The 21,236-nt window shown below is 70.1% G+C and carries 18 protein-coding genes and 1 pseudogene; 11 read left to right on the top strand and 8 right to left on the bottom strand.

The window, feature by feature from the left end; genetic code table 11:
* Positions 1-166: 166 nt before the first annotated feature.
* Positions 167-346: a hypothetical protein gene (locus PGN25_17815; protein ID MEH3119379.1), complete on the bottom strand. Its 180-nt coding sequence runs from the start codon at positions 344-346 to the stop codon at positions 167-169.
* Between the two features lie 118 nt (positions 347-464).
* Positions 465-977 carry an META domain-containing protein gene (locus tag PGN25_17810; GenBank protein ID MEH3119378.1) on the bottom strand — a complete coding sequence of 171 codons (513 nt, stop codon included), beginning with the start codon at positions 975-977 and terminating at the stop codon, positions 465-467.
* Positions 978-1,375: 398 nt separating this feature from the next.
* Between PGN25_17810 and PGN25_17805 the strand changes: the two genes are divergently transcribed.
* Entirely contained in the window at positions 1,376-1,654 is a 279-nt protein-coding gene (locus PGN25_17805) for an XRE family transcriptional regulator (protein ID MEH3119377.1), read from the top strand.
* Between the two features lie 12 nt (positions 1,655-1,666).
* Here the strand turns inward: PGN25_17805 and PGN25_17800 are convergent.
* Both PGN25_17800 and PGN25_17795 read right to left on the bottom strand, forming a co-directional pair.
* A pseudogene (locus PGN25_17800) lies at positions 1,667-2,909 on the bottom strand (FAD-dependent oxidoreductase).
* Entirely contained in the window at positions 2,906-3,931 is a 1,026-nt protein-coding gene (locus tag PGN25_17795) for a LysR family transcriptional regulator (protein ID MEH3119376.1), read from the bottom strand. The pseudogene PGN25_17800 and the gene PGN25_17795 overlap by 4 nt, the downstream one beginning before the upstream one ends.
* Before the next feature lie 205 nt (positions 3,932-4,136).
* On the opposite strand from PGN25_17795, the gene PGN25_17790 reads away from it, so the two are divergent.
* Positions 4,137-5,192, top strand: a complete 1,056-nt coding sequence (locus PGN25_17790; protein ID MEH3119375.1) for a class 1 fructose-bisphosphatase — start codon at positions 4,137-4,139, stop codon at positions 5,190-5,192.
* A gap of 28 nt (positions 5,193-5,220) precedes the next feature.
* On the top strand, positions 5,221-6,081 hold the full coding sequence (locus tag PGN25_17785) for a phosphoribulokinase (protein ID MEH3119374.1): 861 nt from the start codon (positions 5,221-5,223) through the stop codon (positions 6,079-6,081).
* Between the two features lie 418 nt (positions 6,082-6,499).
* Here the strand turns inward: PGN25_17785 and PGN25_17780 are convergent, their stop codons facing one another.
* Entirely contained in the window at positions 6,500-7,246 is a 747-nt protein-coding gene (locus PGN25_17780) for a YebC/PmpR family DNA-binding transcriptional regulator (GenBank protein ID MEH3119373.1), read from the bottom strand.
* Positions 7,247-7,431: 185 nt separating this feature from the next.
* On the opposite strand from PGN25_17780, the gene PGN25_17775 reads away from it, so the two are divergent.
* The 5 genes from PGN25_17775 (at position 7,432) to PGN25_17755 (ending at position 14,012) form a co-directional block, all read left to right on the top strand.
* Complete coding sequence (locus PGN25_17775) at positions 7,432-7,566, top strand: hypothetical protein (protein ID MEH3119372.1); 135 nt, start codon at positions 7,432-7,434, stop codon at positions 7,564-7,566.
* 439 nt (positions 7,567-8,005) lie between these two features.
* Positions 8,006-9,316, top strand: coding sequence for an IS4 family transposase (locus PGN25_17770; protein MEH3119371.1), 1,311 nt, complete (start codon positions 8,006-8,008; stop codon positions 9,314-9,316).
* Between the two features lie 191 nt (positions 9,317-9,507).
* Positions 9,508-11,697: a TonB-dependent siderophore receptor gene (locus PGN25_17765; protein ID MEH3119370.1), complete on the top strand. Its 2,190-nt coding sequence runs from the start codon at positions 9,508-9,510 to the stop codon at positions 11,695-11,697.
* A gap of 42 nt (positions 11,698-11,739) precedes the next feature.
* Positions 11,740-12,666 carry an oxygen-dependent coproporphyrinogen oxidase gene (gene hemF / locus PGN25_17760; protein ID MEH3119369.1) on the top strand — a complete coding sequence of 309 codons (927 nt, stop codon included), beginning with the start codon at positions 11,740-11,742 and terminating at the stop codon, positions 12,664-12,666.
* Positions 12,667-12,893: 227 nt separating this feature from the next.
* The gene (locus PGN25_17755) at positions 12,894-14,012 is read left to right on the top strand and encodes an ATP-dependent RecD-like DNA helicase (protein MEH3119368.1); all 1,119 of its coding nucleotides are present in this window, start codon (positions 12,894-12,896) and stop codon (positions 14,010-14,012) included.
* A gap of 135 nt (positions 14,013-14,147) precedes the next feature.
* Here PGN25_17755 and PGN25_17750 read toward each other — a convergent pair whose 3' ends face one another.
* Entirely contained in the window at positions 14,148-15,428 is a 1,281-nt protein-coding gene (locus PGN25_17750; protein ID MEH3119367.1) for an aminotransferase class I/II-fold pyridoxal phosphate-dependent enzyme, read from the bottom strand.
* 388 nt (positions 15,429-15,816) lie between these two features.
* On the opposite strand from PGN25_17750, the gene PGN25_17745 reads away from it, so the two are divergent.
* Positions 15,817-16,497 (top strand): response regulator transcription factor, encoded by a 681-nt coding sequence (locus tag PGN25_17745; protein MEH3119366.1) that lies wholly within the window; start codon positions 15,817-15,819, stop codon positions 16,495-16,497.
* A 127-nt stretch (positions 16,498-16,624) separates the two neighbouring features.
* On the opposite strand, the gene PGN25_17740 is transcribed toward PGN25_17745, so the two are convergent.
* Both PGN25_17740 and PGN25_17735 read right to left on the bottom strand, forming a co-directional pair.
* Positions 16,625-18,397, bottom strand: coding sequence for a flagellin (locus PGN25_17740; protein MEH3119365.1), 1,773 nt, complete (start codon positions 18,395-18,397; stop codon positions 16,625-16,627).
* Between the two features lie 278 nt (positions 18,398-18,675).
* On the bottom strand, positions 18,676-19,038 hold the full coding sequence (locus tag PGN25_17735) for a PilZ domain-containing protein (GenBank protein MEH3119364.1): 363 nt from the start codon (positions 19,036-19,038) through the stop codon (positions 18,676-18,678).
* Positions 19,039-19,233: 195 nt separating this feature from the next.
* Here PGN25_17735 and PGN25_17730 point away from each other — a divergent pair, with 195 nt between their 5' ends.
* Both PGN25_17730 and PGN25_17725 read left to right on the top strand, forming a co-directional pair.
* Positions 19,234-19,806: a hypothetical protein gene (locus PGN25_17730; GenBank protein MEH3119363.1), complete on the top strand. Its 573-nt coding sequence runs from the start codon at positions 19,234-19,236 to the stop codon at positions 19,804-19,806.
* Positions 19,807-19,978: 172 nt separating this feature from the next.
* Positions 19,979-21,232 carry a DUF1217 domain-containing protein gene (locus PGN25_17725; GenBank protein ID MEH3119362.1) on the top strand — a complete coding sequence of 418 codons (1,254 nt, stop codon included), beginning with the start codon at positions 19,979-19,981 and terminating at the stop codon, positions 21,230-21,232.
* Positions 21,233-21,236: the final 4 nt, after the last annotated feature.

Raw genomic sequence — 21,236 nt, 5'->3', positions numbered from 1 at the left:
CGCACGCCTGAGCTTGAGAGGAGAATTTTATTTTCTCTTTTCGCGTCGAAACGACAGTATTGTTACCTTTGAGCCGGTATCGCCGAAAGTGAATGCCGGCGCAGCGCGGCAGGGCGCGTCGCGGCAACGGGCCCGGACGGCGCGCCGGCCCGGCCGGACGATCCGGTCAGGCGGCGAAGAGGCGGGTCGCGAGCAGGATCAGGCCGATCCCCGAACCGGTGGCGAGGGTGGCGAGCGTCGCGGCGCCCTCGTGGTGGGCGCGCAGGAAATCGTAGCGCGTCGCGGGCGACGCCGCCGGCCGCACCGTCGGGACGACACGCTGATGATGGGCCCGGGCGATCCGCATTCCGTCTCTCCGCCTGTCCGGCCGCGCGGAGCGCGGCCGACGGGTGCGAGGAAACGGGTCGCGAGCCTGACGGAGGGTGAATCCGGTGCGGGGGCTGCGAATCGTCGTCAACGGAAGCTTAAAGGGCGCGGTCGAAGCGCAGCACGCCGTTCGGGCTCTGGATCACGAGTTGCGAATCGACGAGATCCCACTTGCCGGCCGTGCGCAGGGCGACGAGGAAGGCCTGCTCGGAGGCCGAGAGGGCCTTGTCGCAGGTCTTCTTGGTCAGAGCCAGGGGACCGACGGCGAGGTGCTGCTCGCGCAGGGGGAAGGCGGTGGCGGTGAAGGTGTTGCAGCCGCCGTAGCCGCGGGCGCGGTACTGCGAGTCGATGATGAAGCTCGGCCGGTCCGCCCCGGTGAACGGCTTGCCGTTCATGCTGACCGCGGTCCACATCGAGCCGAGGGGGAACATCTTCTCCTGCGGCTTCGCGCCGGGAACGTATTGCGGCTTCTTCTCCGGCTGCTTGCCGGCGCCGAAGCCGGACGGATTGCCGCCCATGCCCATCTGCGCCATGGCCGGCGCCGCACCGAGCGTGCCCGCGGCAACCGCGGCAACCGCGCAGGCCAGCACGGCGGTCAGCATCCTGTTCATCGTTCAGCCCCCTCTCTGCTCGGCTGCCGCGCCCTGCCCCACGGATATCGAACCGGGAGCGACGGGCTCGATTCTTGTCTCTTCTCTGCGTCGTCGCGAAAGCCGGTCGCCACCTTTCGGGACGACGGCCACGGCCGCAAGGCCGAGTCGGCACGATCCAGGGCAAGAATCGCGTGTCCGGCCGCGAACGCTCGCGGAATCGTCAGAAATTCGAGCACAATTATGGTCGAGGCGGCGGACGGGGGATTCTCGATCCTTTCCGGCTCTTCGGCCGAAACGATCGCGGCACCCGGGCCGTTGAACGATCCGACGCCCCGCAAGGCGGGCACCGTGTGATCGAGGAGCGTGGTTTGACGGGATCGGACGAAGGGGTATCGAGCGGAACCTCGCCCAACACGATGACGCCGGCCCAGTGCCGGGGCGCGCGCGGCCTGCTCGGCTGGTCGGAGGCGGATCTCGCCCGCCGGTCGGGGCTCGGCGAGGGCTTCGTGAAGGGCTTCGAGGCCGGCACGGGCGATCCGGCCTCGGGTCAGGTCGAGGCCTTGCGCAGCGCCCTGATGCAGGGCGGCATCGTCTTCGCCGACGGCGCGACGCCGGGCGTGCGCCTGTCCGAGCGGCAGCGCGGCGGCAACGAGGGCACGCGGCTCGGCGACCTCACCACCGAGAACGACCGCTGAGCGCTCCCGGCCTCAGGCGGTCGCCAGCGCCTTGAGGTCGAAGCCCGGATCGGCGGCCTGCTCCGGCGTCAGCGGCCTGCCGGCGGCCAGCAGGCGCCGTGCGGCCATGTGGTCGGCCGGGCGGTCGATCGATTCGACGGCGCTCAACCGTCCGTCGCGGAAGCGGAACACCGAGAACCCGGCGCCGGACCGGCGCAGGACGCTCGTGTCGCCCGGCGCGGCGAGCCCGGCGATCTGGAGCTTGCGCGGGCCCTGGTCGCTCCAGAACCACGGCACCGCGTCGTAGGCGACCGGGCGTCCGGTGAGGCGTGCCGCGAGGCAGCGGCCCTGATCGACGGCGTTCTGCACCGACTCGATGCGCACCCGGTCGCCGCCGGGCATTCCCGCCGCGAATCGGGTCGGGAAACGCACGCAGTCGCCGATGGCCGAGACCGCCGGGTCGCTCGTCGCCAGGAAGGCGTCGACCTCGATGCCGTCCCGCACCGGCAATCCCGCGCTTTCCGCGAGTTCCTGGTTCGGCACCACGCCGATGCCGACGAGCACGAGGTCGGCGGGCAGGCTCCGCCCGTCGGCGGTGCGGACGGCCACGGCCCGGCCGTCCTCCCCCTCGATGGCGCCGACGTCCGTCCCGAACAGGAAGGTGACCCCGGCCTCCTCGTGGAAGGCGCGGAAGGCCTGCGAGGTTTCGGGCGAGACGGCCCGCGCCATCACGCGCCCGGCCGCCTCGATCACCGTGACCGACAGGCCGCGCGCAGCGCAGACCGCCGCGAATTCGAGACCGACGAAGCCCGCCCCCACCACGACGATGCGGCGCACGCCCTCGATCGCCGCGCGCAGGGCGTCGGCATCGTCGAGGGAGCGAAGCTGGCGCACGCCGGAAAGGTCAGCGCCCGGCACCGGCAGCGTCCGGTTACGGGTGCCGGTGGCGAGGATGAGGTGGTCGTAGGCGAGGCTCTGCCCGTCCGAGAGCCGCACGCGGCGCCCGGCCCGGTCGATCCCGGTCACCTGCGTCCCGGGCCGATGAACGATGCGGTGCTCGGCAAAAAAAACGCTCATGGCGCAGCAGGAGGCCGCGGGCATCGGTCTTGCCGGCGAGGTAGGCCTTCGACAGCGGCGGCCGCTGGTAGGGCAGCGCCGCTTCCTCGCCGATCAGGGTGAGATCGTGCGAGAACCCCGCCTCCCGCAGCGAGGCCGCGGCCTGAAAGCCGGCCTGCCCCGCCCCGACGATGACGATCCCGTCCATCGGGCCGCTCATTCACCGGCCTCGGCGGGGCTGCGGACCGCCTTGACCGACGGGCCGGGCGAGGGGCTGGGCAAGGGGCTGGGCAAGGGGCTTGGAACGGCACTTTCCGGAAAGAAGCCGCCGGGGATGCTCGGCAGGAAGCGGCGTCCCTCCCGCACGAGATAGTCCCAGAACGCGTCGGAGGCGGGTCCGAGCACCTTGTCGGCCCGGCGCACCACGTACCAGTCGCGCCGGATCGGCAGGCCCTCCACGTCGAGGAGGGCGAGGCGCCCGCTCTCGACCTCCGCCGCCACCGAGTGGCCGGACAGGAGCGCGATGCCGAGGCCCGCCATCACCGCCTGCTTGAGCGTCTCGTTCGAGCCGGAATCGATCCCGAGCTTGGCCCGGCGGATCATCACGCCGCTCATGAACTCCTCGAACACCGAGCGGGTGCCCGACCCCTCCTCGCGCACGAGGAAGGATTCCTCCGCCAGATCCGCCCGGATCAGGCCGCGCCGTCCGGCCATCGGATGGTCGGGCGCGGCGATCAGCACCAGGGGATGGGGCCCGAAGATCTCCGCCTCGATGGCGAAGTCCCGCGGCGGGCGCCCCATGATCGCGAAATCGATCTCGTAGTTGCGCAGGGCCTCGATCGTGTCCTGGCGGTTGCCGACCGTCAGCGAGACCTCGACCTTCGGGTGGCTCTCCATGAAGCCGGCGATGACGAGCGGCGCGAAATACTTCGCCGTCGAGACCACGCCGAGGCCGACCCGGCCGCCGCCGCCCCCTTTCAAGGTGCGCAGGCGGTCGGTACAGGTCTCCAGCACCGTGTTGATGCTGTTGATGGCCCACAGCATCTCGCGGCCCGCATCGGTCGGCTTGAGGCCGGTGGGCGTCCGGTCGAACAGGAGGAGGCCGGCCTCCTCCTCGAGCTGGCGGATGCGCGCGTAGAGCGCGGCGGAGGTGACGTTGAGCTCCTGCGCGGCCCGCGTCATGGTCCCGAGCCGCGCCACCGCGGCGACCGCCTGAAGCTGCTTGAGCGAGAGATTGCGCATGCCTCGTTTTAGTTTTTTTGCGTAGCGCCACAAGTTTTTTTAGAAAATCTTCGACGACCTTCCCCTGCCGTCTGGCGCAGCCGCCTCGCGGCAGCGTATCATGGCCGAGGAAGAGGCCGCACGCAGCACGGCGTGCATGGCCGGCAAGAACGGCGCGCAGGACCTGAGATCCGGCGCGGCCGCGACGGGAGCGAACCTTAAGACGATGACGAAGCCCAACGGGTCATCCCTCGACGATCATCTCGACGCCGAGGTCGCGCGGGACGCCTCGCTCGCCGACACCGCCGCCACGATCCGGGCGCTCGCCGCCGCCGCGATCGACGTGAGCGAGACCGTGGGCCGCGGGGCCCTGGCCGGCGACCTCGCCGCCCAGGGCGAGCACAACAGCGACGGCGACGTGCAGAAGGCCCTCGACGTGATCGCCCACAAGCGCTTCATGCAGGCGCTGGAAGAGGCCCCCGTGGCGCAGGTCGCCTCGGAGGAGGCCGAGGACGTGGTGACGCTGAAGGCCGACGCGCCGCTGGCGGTGGCGATCGACCCGCTCGACGGCTCCTCCAACATCGGCGTCGGCATGGTGGTCGGCACCATCTTCGGCATCCGCCCGGTGACGCGGGGCCAAGGGATCGAAGACGCGAACGCCTCCTTCCTCACGCCGGGCACGACGCAGACGGCCGCGGGCTTCGTCGTCTACGGCCCGGCCACCACCTTCGTCGTGACGCTCGGCAACGGCACCCGCATCTTCACCCTCGACCGGGCGGCGGGCGTGTTCCGCCTCACCCACGACGCGCTGACGATCGTGCCCAGCGCCAACGAGTACGCCATCAACGCCTCGAACGTCCGGCACTGGGACGGGCCGGTGAAATCCTTCATCGAGGATTGCCTGCGCGGCTCGGAAGGCCCGCTCGACCGCGACTTCAACATGCGCTGGACCGCCGCCCTGGTGGCGGACGCGCAGCGGGTGCTGATCCGCGGCGGCGTGTTCCTGTATCCGGGCGACAACCGGAAGGGCTACGCGCAAGGGCGCCTGCGCCTCCTCTACGAGACCGCGCCGATCGCCCTCCTGATCGAGCAGGCGGGCGGCGGCGCCACCGACGGCCAGGGCCGCATCCTCGACCGGGTGGCCGCCAAGATCCACGAGCGCTCGCCGCTGGTGTTCGGCTCGACCGAGGAGGTCGGATGCGTGGGCAAGTACTACGACGGACGCCAGCCCAGCGCCGGCCGCTCGCCCCTGTTCGGCCAGCGCGGCCTGATGCGCAGCTAGAGCCGTCGCCGTTCAGCCCCGAAAAGCCATGTCGGCGCGTCACCCCATCATCTCGGTCACCGGCTCCTCGGGGGCCGGGACCACCTCGGTCCGCAACACCTTCGAGCAGATCTTCCGCCGGGAGGATGTCAGCGCCGTCTACATCGAGGGCGACGGCTTCCACGCCTTCGACCGCGACACCATGCGCGCGATGATGGCGCACGAGCCGACGCTGAGCCACTTCGCGCCCCGCGCCAACCTCCTGCCCGAGCTGGAGGAGGTGTTTCGCAGCTACAGCGAGTCGGGCACCGGGCGCACCCGGCACTACGCCCACGACGAGGCGGATGCGGCCCGCTACGGCGTGGCCGCGGGTGCCTTCACCCCCTGGGAGCCGTTCCAGCCGGGCTCGGACCTCTTGTTCTACGAGGGGCTGCACGGCTGCGTGGTCGACAACAACGTCGATCTCGCCCGCTATCCCGACCTCAAGATCGGGGTGGTGCCGGTGATCAACCTCGAATGGATCCAGAAGCTGCACCGGGACCGCTCGACCCGCGGCTACTCGACGGAAGCCGTCACCGACGTGATCCTGAGGCGGATGCCCGACTACGTGCAGACGATCTGTCCGCAATTCTCGTGGACGGACATCAACTTCCAGCGGGTGCCGACGGTCGACACCTCGAACCCCTTCATCGCCCGCTGGATACCGACCGCCGACGAATCGATGGTGGTGATCCGCTTCAAGGACCCGAAGGGAATCGACTTCTCCTATCTGGTCTCGATGATCCACGACAGCTTCATGAGCCGGGCCAATTCCATCGTCATCCCCGGCGGCAAGCTCGATCTGGCGATGCAGCTCATCCTGACGCCGATCATCATGCAGTTGGTGGAGCGGCGGCGGCGGCTGGCCTGAAGCCGGCCCGTCATCGCGAGGCTTCGGCTCTTGCCGTCTCGACGATGCGGACGAACGCTCTCCGTCATCGCGAGCGGATGCGAAGCGATCCAGCGGCGCGACCGATCCGGACGGTGCGGCGCGCTGGATCGCTTCGGCTTCGCCTCGCGATGACGGCAGCGCCCGACATCTCGGCCGGAGCAACCGCGGCCGCCCGTCCGGCCCTCCCCTCCCGGTCCAGAAACGCGGCCACGGCCTCCGAAAACTCCGGGATGCCAAGTAGCCGTAGGACTTGTGGTGGTTCTCGTCGGAGAGCGGCGCGTCGTAGCGGAGGTCGGCTCAGTAGACGAAGCCGAACGGCAGATCCCTTGAGGGCCGCTGACGCGGCCACCTCTGGATGAGGGGTTGGATGGGATGTTCGCGCTCGGGAAAAGGCGCCTCAGGCGCCCATCTTCTCCACCAGCGCGTCGGAGAGCGCGAAGTTGACGTAGACGTTCTGCACGTCGTCCTGGTCCTCGATCACCTCGACGAGGCGGATCAGCTTCTCGCCGGTCTCGTCGTCGACATCGATCGCGTTCTGCGCCTTCCAGATCAGGCCGGTGCGGCGCGGCTCGCCGAAGCGGGCCTCCAGCGCCTTCGACACCTCGCCGTAGGCGTCCTGGGCGCAGGTGACCTCGTGACCGTCGGCGTCCGAGCGCACGTCGTCGGCGCCGGCCTCGATGGCGGCCTCCAGCATCGTGTCGGCGTCGGCGACGTCGGGAGCGAAGGCGATCACGCCGACCCGATCGAACAGGAAGGCGACGGCGCCGGTCTCGGCGAGGCTGCCGCCGGACTTGGTGAAGGCCGAGCGGACGTCGGAGGCGGTGCGGTTGCGGTTGTCGGTCTGCGCCTCGACGATCAGCGCGGCGCCGCCGGGGCCGTAGCCCTCGTAGCGGATCTCCTCGTAGTTCTCGCCGTCGTTGCCCGCGGCCTTCTTGATGGCGCGCTCGATGTTGTCCTTGGGCATGTTCTCGGCCCGGGCCGCGAGGATGGCGGCGCGCAGGCGCGGATTCATCGACGGGTCGGGCGTGCCGAGCTTGGCCGCCACCGTGATCTCGCGGGCGAGCTTGCTGAACACCTTCGAGCGGACCGCGTCGACGCGGCCCTTGCGGTGCATGATGTTCTTGAACTGGGAATGCCCGGCCATGGCGGGATCGTCTTCTCGTTCGTGCCGGCGGAGGGCTCCTCCATCGGAGAGGATCCTCGACGCCGCGCGGGATGTGGCGGGAGCCCCGCTTATAGGCCGCCGCCGCCGCCCGAGGCAACGCGGGAGGATCGTCGCGAACCGGCGGTGCCGGCCGGCGTTGCCCGGGGATGAGGACGAAGCGGCACATGAGCGACGATCAGGCTGCCGTGCCCCGGCATCGCGGAGGATGGCGGCTCGTCCTTGCCGCACTGCTCGGCACCGTGGCCGGCGCGACGCTGTGTCCGCGGCCCGCCAAGGGGCAGAAGAAGCGGAAGCCTTGAGAGCCGACGCGGCGCTGCCGCTCCTTCGCTCGATCGGAACGGCAGGTCACGCCGGATGAGCCTTTGCGGCCCCGTCGAAGGGGCGCTGCCAGAGCCTGTTTGACTGCGGTGATCCCATCCCCACCCTCATCCTGAGGTGCCGCTTGAGCGGCCTCGAAGGATGCTCCAGATCCCGCGCGATTCCTGGAGCACCCTTCGAGGCCTCCGCTGCGCTCCGGCACCTCAGGATGAGGGTTTCAGGATGGGAGCAGGGCTTCCCTCTCGCCTTGCCGTTGCCTGACGAAGACACATCGGCTGGTCAAACAGGCTCTCAGAGCTATGCCTTTTAAGGTTCGTTTATATTAACTATATCCTTGCAATGAGCGAAGCATTGCAAGGATCCGATCCAGTCTGGTCTGCCGTCATTGAACGGTTCGAGAACTATGCGCCGACGAGCCTGATGGCCCGCACGGCCTTGGAACACGCGCTGCCGGCCGGCTGGATCGACGAGGTGTTCGAGCAGCATCGCCAGCGGCAATACACGCGGGAGTTGCTGTTCTCCACTGTCGTCAGGCTGACGATGCTCGTCGCTCTCGGCCTGCGCTCGTCGTTGCACGCCGCTGCGCGCGAAGCCGAAGACCTGACCGTCTCGCTGCCCGCCCTCTACGACAAGGTCAACCGCACCGAGCCCGACCTGCTGCGCGCCCTCGTGCGCGGCAGCGCGACCCGACTGGCCCCGGTGATGACCGCGGCGGGCACCGGCCATCCGAGCCTGCCGGGCTACGCACTGCGCGTGCTGGACGGCAACCATCTGCCCGGCAGCGACAAGCGCCTGAAGCCTCTGCGCGCGCATCGCGGCGCCGCCCTGCCGGGGCAGACCCTGGTCGTCTACGATCCCGATACCGGCCTGGCCGTCGATCTGGTGGCGGCCGAAGATGCTTATGCCGACGAACGGGCGCTGGCCCGGGCCCTCCTGGACGCTGCCGCGCCCGGTCAGGTCTGGGTCGCCGATCGGCACTTCTGTGTCCGGACCTGGCTGCAGGGTCTGGTTGAGGCAGGCAGCCACTTCGTGGTGCGTCGGCACGGCAACCATCCCCGCCTGGGCGCGCAGGGGGATTGGCAGGCGTGCGGCTCCTGCGAGACCGGCACACTGTGTGAGCAGAGCATTACGCTGGAGGGGAGCGGCGATGCGTGGCGGCGCATCGCGCTGAGCTTGACGGCGCCAACGACGGAGGGAGACCGGACGATCTGGCTGTGGAGCAACCTGCCGGCGAGCGTCAGTGCGGCGCAGATCGCGCAGGTGTATCGGCGACGCTGGCGGATCGAGGGTCTGTTCCTGCAGATGGAACGGGTGCTGCACAGCGAGGCCGGTCGCCTGGGTCGTCCGCGGGCGGCCCTGCTGGGGTTTGCCGCTGCCGTTCTGGCCCACAACGTGCTGAGCCTGCTGAGCGCGTGCATCGAGCAGGTGCACGGGCCCGAGCCGCGGGTCTCGGTGTTCCACCTGAGCCGTCAGATCGGTGCCGGCTACGAGGGGCTGATGGTGGCGCTCGGACACGGCTCTGTGTTGACGGGCCAGGAGGATGCGGCGAGCGTCGCGGCCCGCTTGCTCGCCTTGGCGGAGCGGGTCGACCCAGGGCGGATTGCAACCAGCCCGCGTGGTCCCAAGCGCAAGGTCGACAAGCCCTATGTAGCGGCGGCTACGGCCCGAAAACACGTCGCCACCGCCAGGGTCCTCGAAAAGGCCAAGCTAATGGCTAAGAAAACACCTTAAAAGGCATGGCTCTGAGAGGTGGAGTCTTCCCGACCGCAGTCCCTCACCTTGAAACCTCTTCTCAAGATCTGCTCACATTATAACTGTTATATTTATAGAAACATTACTTGTGTTGCGGAGTCCGGCGTCTCGTTCTAGCTGAGCCGCAAGCGAAGAACGGATGGACCTTGGATTCTCGAATGTCGAATGCGTTGCGTATCCGCCCCAGCTACGCTGTGGCCGCCGTGCTCCTGGGTGCGTCCGGCACCGGCCACCCGGGCGCGGCACGAGCGCAGGAATCGGTCACGCTGGAGACGCTGAGCGTCGAGGGGCGGAGCCGGGGCCAGGGCCGCGCGGGCCTGAGCGGATCGGGCACCGGCGCGGAGAGCGCCTTCGGTCCCGTCTCCGGCTACGTCGCCAAGCGCAGCGCCACGGGCACCAAGACCGACACGCCGATCGCCGAGACGCCGCAATCGATCACGGTCGTCGGCGAGCAGCAGATCCGCGAGCAGGCGGCCACGAGCGTGCAGGAGACCCTGCGCTACGCGGCGGGCGTCGTCGGCGAAGGCTACGGCCCGAGCACCCGCGGCGACTATGCGCGCGTGCGCGGCTCGACCGCCGACATCTTCCTCGACGGCCTGCGCCTGCGGGACGCCGACGCCTCCTTCAACGAGCCGCGCCCCGATCCCTACACGCTCTCGCGCGTCGAGGTGCTGCGCGGCCCGGCCGCGACGCTCTACGGTTCGAGCCCGACGGGCGGCCTCGTCAACCTGATCTCGAAGCGCCCCCTCGACGTGCCCTACAGCGAGGTCGGGGTCCGGTTCGGCAATTTCGGCTGGAAGGAGTCGATGGTCGACACGACCGGGCCGCTCACCCAGGACGGACAGTTCCTCTACCGCTTCGTCGGGGTCGGGCGGCTGGCCGACGCGCAGACCGACTTCGTGACCAACGACCGCTACGTCATCAACCCGTCGATCACGTGGCGGCCGGACGCGGACACGAGCTGGACCCTGATCGGGCTGCACCAGAAGGACGCGTTCGGCGGATCGGATTCCTTCCTGCCGCGGGAGGGCACGCTCTATGCCGGCCCGAACGGGTTCATCCCCTTCAGCCGCTTCACGGGCGACCCGCGCTACAACCGGTACGAGACCGAGACGAGCTCGATCACCAGCCTGTTCGAGCACCGCTTCGACGACAGCCTCATCCTGCGGCAGAGCCTGCGCTACAGCCACATCGACGGTGTCTACCAGACGGCCTACGGCAACGTTTATACCCTGACGCCGAGCGCGAGCCTGCCGAATGCGCCGTTCCTCGATCCGGCGCGCCGCACGGTCGACCGTTACGTCTACGGCCGCGAGACGGTGAAGGACCGGATCACCGCCGACACGAACGTGCAGGGGCGCTTCGACACCGGCCCGATCAGCCACACGGTGCTGGCGGGCGTCGATTTCCGCCAGCAATGGGAGCGGGGACGCTCGGCCTTCGGCATCGACTCCACCCCGTTCGACCTGTACGCGCCGGTCTACACCCCCGTGGCGCAGCAACCGCTGGTCGGCGAGGCCGGCGTCTCGCAGAACCAGACCGGCCTCTACTTCCAGGAGCAGGCCCGCCTCGGCCCGTGGATCCTGCTCGCCAGCGTGCGGCACGACTGGGTGAACAGCACGACGCGCGGCTCGGACACCCAGGTCTACGAGGCCACCACCGGCCGCATCGGCCTCATGTACGCGTTCGAGAACGGGCTCACGCCCTACGTCTCCTACGCGACCTCCTTCACCCCGATCTTCGGAGCGAGCGTCTGCGCGACCGGCACCTGCCGGCCGATCGAGGGCGAGCAGATCGAGGGCGGCTTCAAGTACAACCCGACGCCGTGGCTGGCGATCAACGGCTCGATCTACGACACCGTGGAGCGCAACCGGCTCTCCTCCGATCCGAGCGGCGGCGTGCTCTCGGTGCAGACCGGCCGGGTCGCCATCCAGGGCGGCGACATCGAGGCCATCGCCACGATCGACGACGACACCAACATCATCGCGAGCTACGCCTACACCGACGCGCGCTACGTCTCCGGCGACCTGGCCGGGGCCCGGGTCGAGACCGTGCCGCTGCACCTCGCCTCGCTCTGGGTGACGCACCGCTTCACCCTGTCCGACCTGCCCGGCACCTTCCTCGTCGGCGGCGGCGTGCGCCACATCGGCGAGTCCTTCGACGGCTCGATCGACAGCTTCGACACGCCCGCGGTGACGCTCGCCGACGCGGTGATCGGCTGGGAGGACGCGCATTGGCGCGCGCAGCTCAACGTCTCCAACATCGCCGACACCCAGTACCTCTCGACCTGCCTCGCCCGCGGCGACTGCTTCGTCGGCACGCGGCGCACGATCCTCGGCAGCCTGGCCTACAAGTTCTGACCCCGAATTGACGGATCGCGCCTCGGGTGGGAAAGCCTGTCCATGGCCGACGCGACGGTATCCACCCTCCCCTCACCCGACGACGACCTCGCCGCGCTGAAGAGCGAGGCGGGAACGTGGTTCTCCACCCTGCGCGACCGGATCGTGGCCGCACTGGAAGCGCTGGAGAGCGAGGCCGAGGGCCCGTTCCACCCGGACGCCCCGAGGGAAGCGGGCACATTCGAGAAGACGCCGTGGCAGCGCACGGACCATAGCGGCGTGCCCGGCGGCGGCGGCGTCATGGCGATGCTGAAGGGCCGCGTGTTCGAGAAGGCGGGCGTCCACGTCTCGACGGTGCACGGCGCGTTCGCGCCGGAATTCCGGGCGCAGATGCCGGGCGCGGCCGAGGACCCGCGCTTCTTCGCCACCGGCCTCTCGCTGATCGTCCACCCCTGGAACCCGAACGTTCCGACGGTGCACATGAACACCCGCTTCGTCGTGACGACGAAGGCGTGGTTCGGCGGCGGGGCCGACCTCACCCCCGTGCTCGACCGGCGGCGCACGCAGGAGGACCCGGACACGCAGTTCTTCCACGCCTGCCTGCGGGCGGCCTGCGAGGCGCACGCGCCGGCCGTGGACTACGCGAAGTACAAGGCGTGGTGCGACGAGTACTTCCACTTGAAGCACCGCAACGAGCCCCGCGGCATCGGCGGCATCTTTTACGATTATCACTGGACCGGCGAGCCGCAGGCGGACCTGGCCTATACCCGCGATGTCGGCGAAGCCTTCCTCAAGGCCTATCCCGAGATCGTCCGGCGCAACCTCGCCCAAGGGTGGACCGAGGCCGACCGGGAAGAGCAGCAGGTGCGGCGCGGGCGCTACGTCGAGTTCAACCTGCTCTACGACCGCGGCACCATCTTCGGCCTGAAGACCGGCGGCAACGTCGCCTCGATCCTGTCCTCGCTGCCGCCGACCGTGCGCTGGCCGTGAAAGCCTGTCCGATCATCGCGAGTCTCCTACCCTCACCCTCATCCTGAGGCGCCGCGTGAGCGGTCTCGAAGGGTGTTCCAGGCTCCGCGCGATCCCTGGAACTCCCCTTCGAGACCTTCGCTGCGCTCCGGCACCTCACGGTGCGGATGGAAATGGGATATCGCCGGTCCAATCCGCTCCGAGAAAGCCCGGCCGCCGGCCCGCCCACCCGCTGACGACGTGACGCCATGGCCGAGTCCGTTCCCACCCGGTTCGCCCCGCAGCAGGATGCGGCGCTGAAAGCGATCGCCCGCTGGCGCAAGGAGGGCGGCTCCCAGGTCTTCCGCCTGTTCGGCTATGCCGGCACCGGCAAGACCACGCTCGCCCGCCGCCTCGCCGACGACGTCGACGGCCCGGTCGTCTACGGCGCCTTCACCGGCAAGGCGGCCTCGGTGATGCGCCAGAAGGGCTGCCACGACGCGGCGACGATCCACTCGCTGATCTACCGCACCAAGGAGGGCGACGAGGGCGGCCCGACCTTCAGCCTCAATCGCGCCGGCCCGGCGGCCAAGGCCGACCTCATCGTCATCGACGAGTGCTCGATGGTCGATGCCGATCTCGGCCACGACCTCCTCTCCTTCGACAAGCCGGTGCTGGTCCTGGGCGATCCCGCGCAGTTGCCGCCGGTGCGCGGCGGCGGCTTCTTCACGGAAGGCCAGCCCGACGTGATGCTCACCGACGTGCACCGACAGGCCGCCGACGATCCGATCGTGCGCATGGCGATGACGATCCGCGAAGGCGGACGCCTGGAGGTCGGCGCGTACGGCGAGAGCCGGGTGATCCGCCGCCGCGACATCGACCCGGCCCAGGTGCTCGATTGCGATCAGGTGCTGGTCGGCCTCAACCGGACGCGTCGCCTCTACAACAACCGCCTGCGGGAGCTCGCCGGCCACACCGACCCGATGCCCTCGGTCGGCGAGAAGCTGGTCTGCCTGAGGAACGACCGCACCAAGGGCCTGCTCAACGGCTCGACCTGGACGGTGCAGGCCCTGCGCGCGCCGCCCCGCCCCGACACGATCCGCCTCGACATCGTGCCCGAGGACGACCCGGCGGTGCGGCGGCGCGCCGTCGACATCAAGGTGCTGCGGCAGGTGATCGAGGGCTCGGAGGAGGAGATCCCGCCGTTCCTGCGCCGCGAGACCGACGCGTTCACCTACGGCTACGCGCTCACCGTCCACAAGGCGCAAGGCTCGCAATGGGACAAGGTGGTGCTGTTCGACGAGTCCTACGCCTTCCGCGAGCACCGCGCCCGCTGGCTCTATACGGGCCTGACCCGGGCGGCGCAGGCGATCACCGTGGTGGTGTGAGGGCGGCCTCTCGATCGACCCGTCTCCGCCGTCATCGCGAGCGGATGCGAAGCGATCCAGCGGCGCGACTTTTCCGGAAACGGCAGCGCGCTGGATTGCTTCGGCTTCGCCTCGCAATGACGGAATCGGAGTGTCCTACCAACCCGCCGCCCGCGCCTCCACCGCCGCCAGCAGCGTGCACAAGGCCACCGCCTCCGCCGCCTTGCGCACGGCATCGAGCCCCGGGAAGGTCGGCGCGATGCGCAGGGTCCGGTCGTGCGGGTCACGGCCGTAAGGGTGCGTCGCCCCGGCCGGCGTCAGGGCGATGCCGGCTTCGCCCGCGAGCCCGACCACCTGCGCCGCGGTGCCGTCGGTCACGTCGAGGGTGACGAAGTAGCCGCCGAGCGGTCGGCTCCAGCGGGCCACCTCCCAACCGCCGAGGCGGGCGGAGAACGCCTGCTCGACGGCCGCGAATTTCGGGGCGATCAGGGCGCGGTGGCGCTCCATGTGGGCACCGATCCCGGCGGCGTCGCGCAGGAAGCGGACGTGGCGCAGTTGGTTGAGCTTGTCCGGACCGATGCTGCGGCGCCCGGCCTGGGCGAGATACCACTTCACGTTCGCGGGCGAGGCGGCCAGCATCGCGAGGCCGGCGCCGGCCAGCGTCACCTTCGAGGTCGAGGCGAACACGATCGGCCGGTCGGGGTGTCCGGCTTCCGCGCAGGCCTCCAGGATGTTGGTGAGCGCCGGCCGTGCCTCGGTGAGGTGATGCACCGCGTAGGCGTTGTCCCACAGGATGCGGAAATCGGGCGCGGCCGCCTTCAGGGAGGCCAGCCGCCGCACGGTCTCGTCGGAATAGGTCTCGCCGCTCGGGTTCGCGTACTGGGGCACGCACCAGATGCCCTTCACCGACGGATCGGCGGCCTCGCGCTCGACGGCGTCCATGTCGGGCCCCGCCCCCGTCATGGGGATCGGAATCATGCGGATGCCGAAGCCCTCGCACAGGGTGAAGTGCCGGTCGTAGCCGGGCACCGGGCAGAGGATCGCGATCGGCTCCTGCTTCGACCACGGACGCTCGCCGCCGGGCACGCCCTTCAGCAGCGCGTAGACGAGCACGTCGTGCATCAGCGCGAGGCTCGAATTGTTGGCGATCACGACCTGCTCGGGCGGCGCGCCGAGCACGGGTGCGAACAGCGCCCGCGTCTCGGGCAGGCCCTGGAGGTTGCCGTAGTTGCGCGCGTCGGTGCCGTCTTCCGCCGTGGTGTCGCGGTTGCCGGGCAGGGCCAGCATCCCGGCGGCGAGGTCGAGCTGGTCGGAAGCGGGCTTGCCGCGGGTCATGTCGAGCTTGAGCCCCTGCGCCTTCAGAGCCTCGTACTCGCCGCGCAGGCCGGAGCGGAGCTCCGACAGGGCCTCGGACGACAGGGTGGACAGCGACGGCATGGAAGAATCCTCGTGGCGGAGCCGAGCCGCCGTTCGAGACCGTGTCCCTCCAGCGGTCAAGGGGCCGGCGCGCGACGATACGCGATCAAAGCGCGACCGTTCCGTCACAGTGTGGCAGATCTGTCACGAGCGTCCGGGTCACTCTGCCGAACTCCTAACGCGCGGCCGGCCCCTTAACCGGTCGTTAACCATTCCAGACAAAAAGCTAACGAACGTCAAATGATGCTTAACACCGGCAAGGAAGAGCCGCGGGCGATCACCGCGTCCCTTCTTCCTCCGGCCTAACGCCGCATTCGACAGATCATCCCCCAATCCGACGGGTCCGAGCGGCGCGCAGCGAACGACCGCGCTCGCCGCGACGAGCTCGCACGTCTTCGAGTGTCGCAAGATGTACATCGTCATCGACGAGCGGCAGAGCGTGACCGATCACTACGTCGCCGGCTTCGGCACCGAGGGGGTTCCGGCGCAGGGGCTCGCCGCCGAGACCATGAAGGGCTGGCTCGACGCCGCGTCTCGGATCGATGTGGAGGCGATCGACGGCTTCCTGATCGGCGATTGCGGCGACCGCGCCTCCTGCACCGTGGCGATCCGCTCGCTCAGCCGGGCGCCGATCATCGCGCTGAACGAGACCCGCTCCCTGGAGCAGACCCTGGCGCTGTTCACCGCCGGCATCGACGACGTGGTGCGCAAGCCCGTCCACATCCGCGAGATCATCGCCCGGGCGAGCGCGATCCGGCGCCGCACCGGCCGGGGTGCCGAGCCCGCTCCGGCCCCGGACCGGGAGGGCCGCCTCAAGGTGTTCGCCGACGGGCGCGACCCGGAGATCGACGGCTGCCCGCTGATCCTGCCCCGGCGCGAGCGGCACATCCTCGAATACCTCGCGAAGAACCGCGGCCGGCAGGTGACCAAGGGCCAGATCTTTTCCGCCGTCTACAGCGAGCGCGACACCGAGGTGGAGGAGAGCGTGGTCGAGGGCCACATCAGCAAGCTGCGCAAGAAGCTGCGGATGCGGCTGGGCCACGACCCGATCGAGGCCAAGCGGATGGCGGGCTACACTTTCGTCGGCTGAGAATCTCGCGTCGGCTGAGAATTCCGCACCGAACGTCGAAATCGAAAAAAGGCCGCGCTCGGTGCGAGCGCGGCCCTTTCGCGTGTCGGTGCGGGCCCGTCCGCGAGGGACGGGCCCGCCGCCGGGCTCAGCGGAACAGCGACAGGATGCTCTGCGTCGAGCTGTTGGCGATCGACAGCGTCTGGACCGCGAGCTGCTGCTGGGTCTGGAGCGCCTTCAGCTTGGTCGACTCCTCTTCGACATCGGCATCGACCAGGATGCCGATGGTGCGGTCGTTGGCCTTCATCAGGGTGTCGACGAAGGACTTCTGGCCGTCGATCTGGGTCTTGCCGGCGCCGAGCTTCGTGCCGGCATCGGTGACCTTGGCGATCGCCTTGTCCACCGCGGTGATGATCGCCGAGAGATCGGTGTCGCCGGTGGTGCCGACGAGCTTCGAGATGTCGAGGCTGGCGATCGAGTAGCCGGTCCCGGCGCCGGGCGTGGTGTAGGTGCCGACGTTGGTGTCGAGGATGCCCTGCGCCTGCGTGGTGCCGGCATTGGTGCCCGAGGCATTCCGGCCGGTCGGAGCGGCCGTCGCCCCCGCCGTGAAGCCGAAGCCGGCCACGTCGGCACCGCCGAGGGTGATCGCATTGCCCGTCACCGCGTTCGTCAGGGTGAGTTTGCCGCCCGCGAAGCTCGCGCTCACCGTGCTGGCACCGGGAGGGGTCCCCGTCCCCGTCGCGGCGAGCTGCGCGTTGATCATCGCCGCCGCGTCGGCGCCGTTGACCGCGTTGTTGCCCGTCGAGGTGGCCGCCGCACCGAGGGCCGTGTAGGAGGCCGCGTTCAGGGTGATGGTCTTGACCGTCGTCCCGTCGTTGATGGTGATGACCTTGGCCGTGGAGGTGTCCAGGTTGGTGTAGGCGCCGCCGGTCACCGAGGCGACGTCGGGGACGGTGCCGAAGCCGGCGTCGATCAGGGTCTTCGTCGGGACGGAAGCGGGCGCCACCGCGACGTTCAGGCCGGTGGCCGAACCGGTCGCCGAGGTGGAGAAGGTCAGGCGGCCGGCGCTGTCGAGAGCCGCCGTCACCGCGCCGTTGAGGGCGGAGGCGGCGATCTGGTTGTTGAAGGCGCTCAGGAACTCGTCGGTCGTGACCTTGGTGAGATCCTTGGCCGCCGATTTCAGCGTGTCGGCGTTGAGCCGCACGGTCACCGACGTGGCGCCCGTGGTCAGGGTGAAGCCCACCTCGTTGGTGCCGCTGAAATCGGCCGTGCCGCGGTTGGCGGCGATGGCGTCGTTGGGGCGGAAGGCGGCCGTGCCCGTCAGGGCGGTGGCGCCGACGACCTGGGCGTTGGTCGCCGCGGTGGTGACGCTGGTGGAGTTGGTGTCGTAGAGGCGGATGCTCTGCACGTCGATGGTGATCTGCGAGAAGGTGATCGCGCCGGTGCTGGTGCGGGCGAAGCCGGCCACCACGTTCTGCGTCGCCTTGTAGGCGGCGTTGCTGGCCGAGGAGTTGACCGAGAGCCAGTTCTGGCCGGACGAGTTCGACGAGTCGGCGGTCGCCTTCATCTTGCTCTGGAGCGCGGCGATCTCGGTCTGCACCTTGGAGCGGTCGACGCCCGGCTGCAGCGCCGTCTGCAGCTTGGCGCGCATGTTCTGCAGGTCGGACAGGATCGAGTTCAGGCCGTTATAGGCGGTGTCGACCGCCGAGGAGCCCAGGCCGAGGGAGTCCTTCACGGCCGAGAGCGAGGCGTTGTCGGTGCGCACGGTCGTGGCGATCGACCAGTAGGCGGCGTTGTCGGCGGCGTTCGAGACGCGCTGGCCGGTGGAGACGCGGTTCGAGGTGGCGTCGAGGTTGGTGTTGATCGACTTGAGCGTCGTCAGTGCCGTCATCGCGGCGGAGTTGGTCAGCAGGCTGGTCACGGATCAGACTTCCGGCAAGGGAGAGGGGACGGTTCTTCAGGACCGGACTCGCACCGGTGCGGCCGCGCGGCCCCCCGAGAGGGCCGCGGCAGGCCCGTGAGGGCCCGTGGCGCCGCGCATCACACCTCCGGACTCGCACCGGATCAGCGGACCGACATCATGTCCGTGGCGCCGTTGACGACGCCACCCGCTGGCCTGTTCTCGGAAGCCGCCCCGGCATGGGTTGCGGGAAGCGCCTCGCGATGGGCGGAGAATGGCCCGAGCCCGTTACGAAGCGATTAAGCGGGGCGGGCCGGGACCGTCCCGCCCGCGCCCTCCACAGCCGTTCCGCGAATCTGTGGAGAAGGTGCCGCCCCGGCCTCGAAGGTGACGCCGGCGAGATCGCCCCGGCGCCACCGCAGCCGGACGGTCACCGTGCGCAGGTCGTGGGCGGCGATGACGAGGGGAAAGGTTTCCGGCAGATCGTGCGCGGCGGCGACGTGGATCTTGGCGCCCCGGTGCGAGAGGTCGCGCACGGTGCAGGCCAGAAGCCGCTCGGGGCCGAGGACGATGCGGCCCTGCTGCACCACGCGGTAGCGCTTGCCCGCCCGCACCGCGAGCGCGCCGGACTCGCGCGAAACACTCTCCCGCGGATCGTCCATGCTCGCCCCGGCGCCTCCCACGCTCCGGCTTAACAACCGGCCGCGGCGCTGTCGATGAGGCGGCGAAGGCTGTCGCGCGACAGCGTTAACTTCGCGTCAAGCATAAACCTTCACATGTCGTGAACCCCGATGACGATCGGACGCGCCGCGCCATCCCGTCGCCGGCCGCCTCGGGATCGGGCGCTCGAGACTCGCATGACGCCCCACGCCGCACGGCGCCTCTCCTCCGGCCGGACTCCACGGCCCCTCGTACAGCCCCTCGTGCCGGCACCGCGGCCGCTGGCGGGCAGCGTCGCCGCCCGGCGCGCCCGCGAGGCGGGACGCGAGCGCGCGGTTCTGGCCGGCCTCGTCCTGCTCGCCCTGACCGCCACGGGCTTCGCCGGCTACGGCATCGCCACCGGCACCCACGGCTACGACGTCCAGGCGGTGCTGCCCGCCGGCCCCACCGCTTTCGCCTGGAAGAAGACCGTGGCGCAGGGCCGTCTCGCCGATCCGGATTTCGACCCCGTCACCACGGGCTCGCTGCCTGACCGCCCGGTGGCCGCGTCCCCCGCCGCCTCGGAGCGGCCGGCACCGCCGCCCGCGGGCGCCTACGCCCTGCGGGGCGTCGCCGACGGGGTCGCGACCCTGGAGGGAAGCGGGGGGCGGCTCGCCGCCTCCCTCGGCAGCGAACTGCCCGGCGCGGGGCGCGTCCTGTCGATCCGCCGGACCGGTGCGGGCTGGGTCGTCATCACCACCGAGACGATCATCGGCCCGGCCGCGCCATGACGACATCGCTGCGCGGCAGCCGGCGTGGGCAAGGACGCGAGCAAGGGACCCAACAAGGAATCGGGCAAGCCTGGGACAAGCGAGCCGCCCTAGAGCCGGGCTCGGATCCTGCCCTCACCACCGGCCGCCCCGATGGCCGCCGTCCCCCCGCGCTCCCGCTCAGGCGCCGCCCGTGACCGACACGCTCACCAGCTACCGGCTGATCGCCAAGGACCTGACCGCCTCGCTCAAGCGGAAGGCGGCCGAGCCGGCGGTCGCGCGCGAGACCGCCTATTACGAGGCGCATATCGGCAGCGTGAAATCGATCGACGACCTGCTCGGCGACCAGCGCCTCTACGCCTACGCCATGAAGGCCTACGGCCTGGAGGAGATGACCTACGCCAAGGCGTTCATGCGCAAGGTGGTGGCGGAAGGAACTTCGAGCACGACGAGCTTCGCCAACCGCTTGGCCGACGACCGCTACACCGCCTTCGCCCGGGCTTTCAGCTTCGATCGGGGGCTCTCGGCCTCGGGCGCCGACGCGGCGAGCTTCGGCACGGCGGCCCGGGCCGCCTCGCTCGGCGCGCCGAAGCTCCTGGCCGACGCCTACGACTTCAGCGGCCCGGCCGAGGCGAGCTTCCTCGTGGAATCCCGCATCGATGCCGCGACGACGCAATCGGTGACGATCCGGCTCAACGCGCAGACGCTCGCCGGCCGGGTGCAGGACCTGTCGAAGGTGACGCCGCGCGAGATCGCCGCCGCCGTGTCCGCGCAGATCGAGGCCTCCTCCCTCAAGGGCAAGGTCCAGGCCGGGCTCGCCGCCGACGGCAGCCTGTTCTTCGAGACCACCGGCCTGACCGATCTCGGGGCCGACGGCGCCTATGGCGGCTCGGGTCCGAACGCCGACACCCTGGTGAGCGGCAGCGGGGCGAACCGCACCCTGGCGATCCGCAACGTCCCGCTCTCCGGTTCCGACAAGCGCGCGGCCGATGTCGGCTTCGGCACCGATCTCGGGCCGGACGCGATGGCGCAGACCGTCACCGAGGCCTACCTGCGCCAGTCGCTGGAGAGCGACGCGGGCGACGCGGATACCGGCGTGCGCCTCGCGCTCTACTTCGCCCGCAAGGCCGCGACGCTGACGAGCGCCTACGACATCCTCGGCGACGCAGCGCTGAGCCAGGTGGCCAACACCGTGATCGGCCTGCCGGCCACTAGCGGCGCGGCGACGAGCGAGGCCCTGGCCAAGCGCGCCGCGCTGCTCGCCGACAAGATCGACATCGCGCGCTTCCAGGACCCGGCCAAGGTCGATGCCTTCGTGCGCCGCTTCGCGGCGATCTGGGACGCGCAGAACAACACCGCCGGCGCGCCCGTGCTGGCCCTCTTCGGCGACACCGCCGACGGCATCGATGCCGAGACGCTCATGAGCGTCCAGACGGCCCGGGCCTGAGCCG

The organism is Methylorubrum populi, assembly GCA_036946625.1.
Classification (GTDB): Bacteria; Pseudomonadota; Alphaproteobacteria; order Rhizobiales; family Beijerinckiaceae; genus Methylobacterium; species Methylobacterium populi_C.
This window is presented reverse-complemented; position numbering and strand designations above follow the sequence as displayed.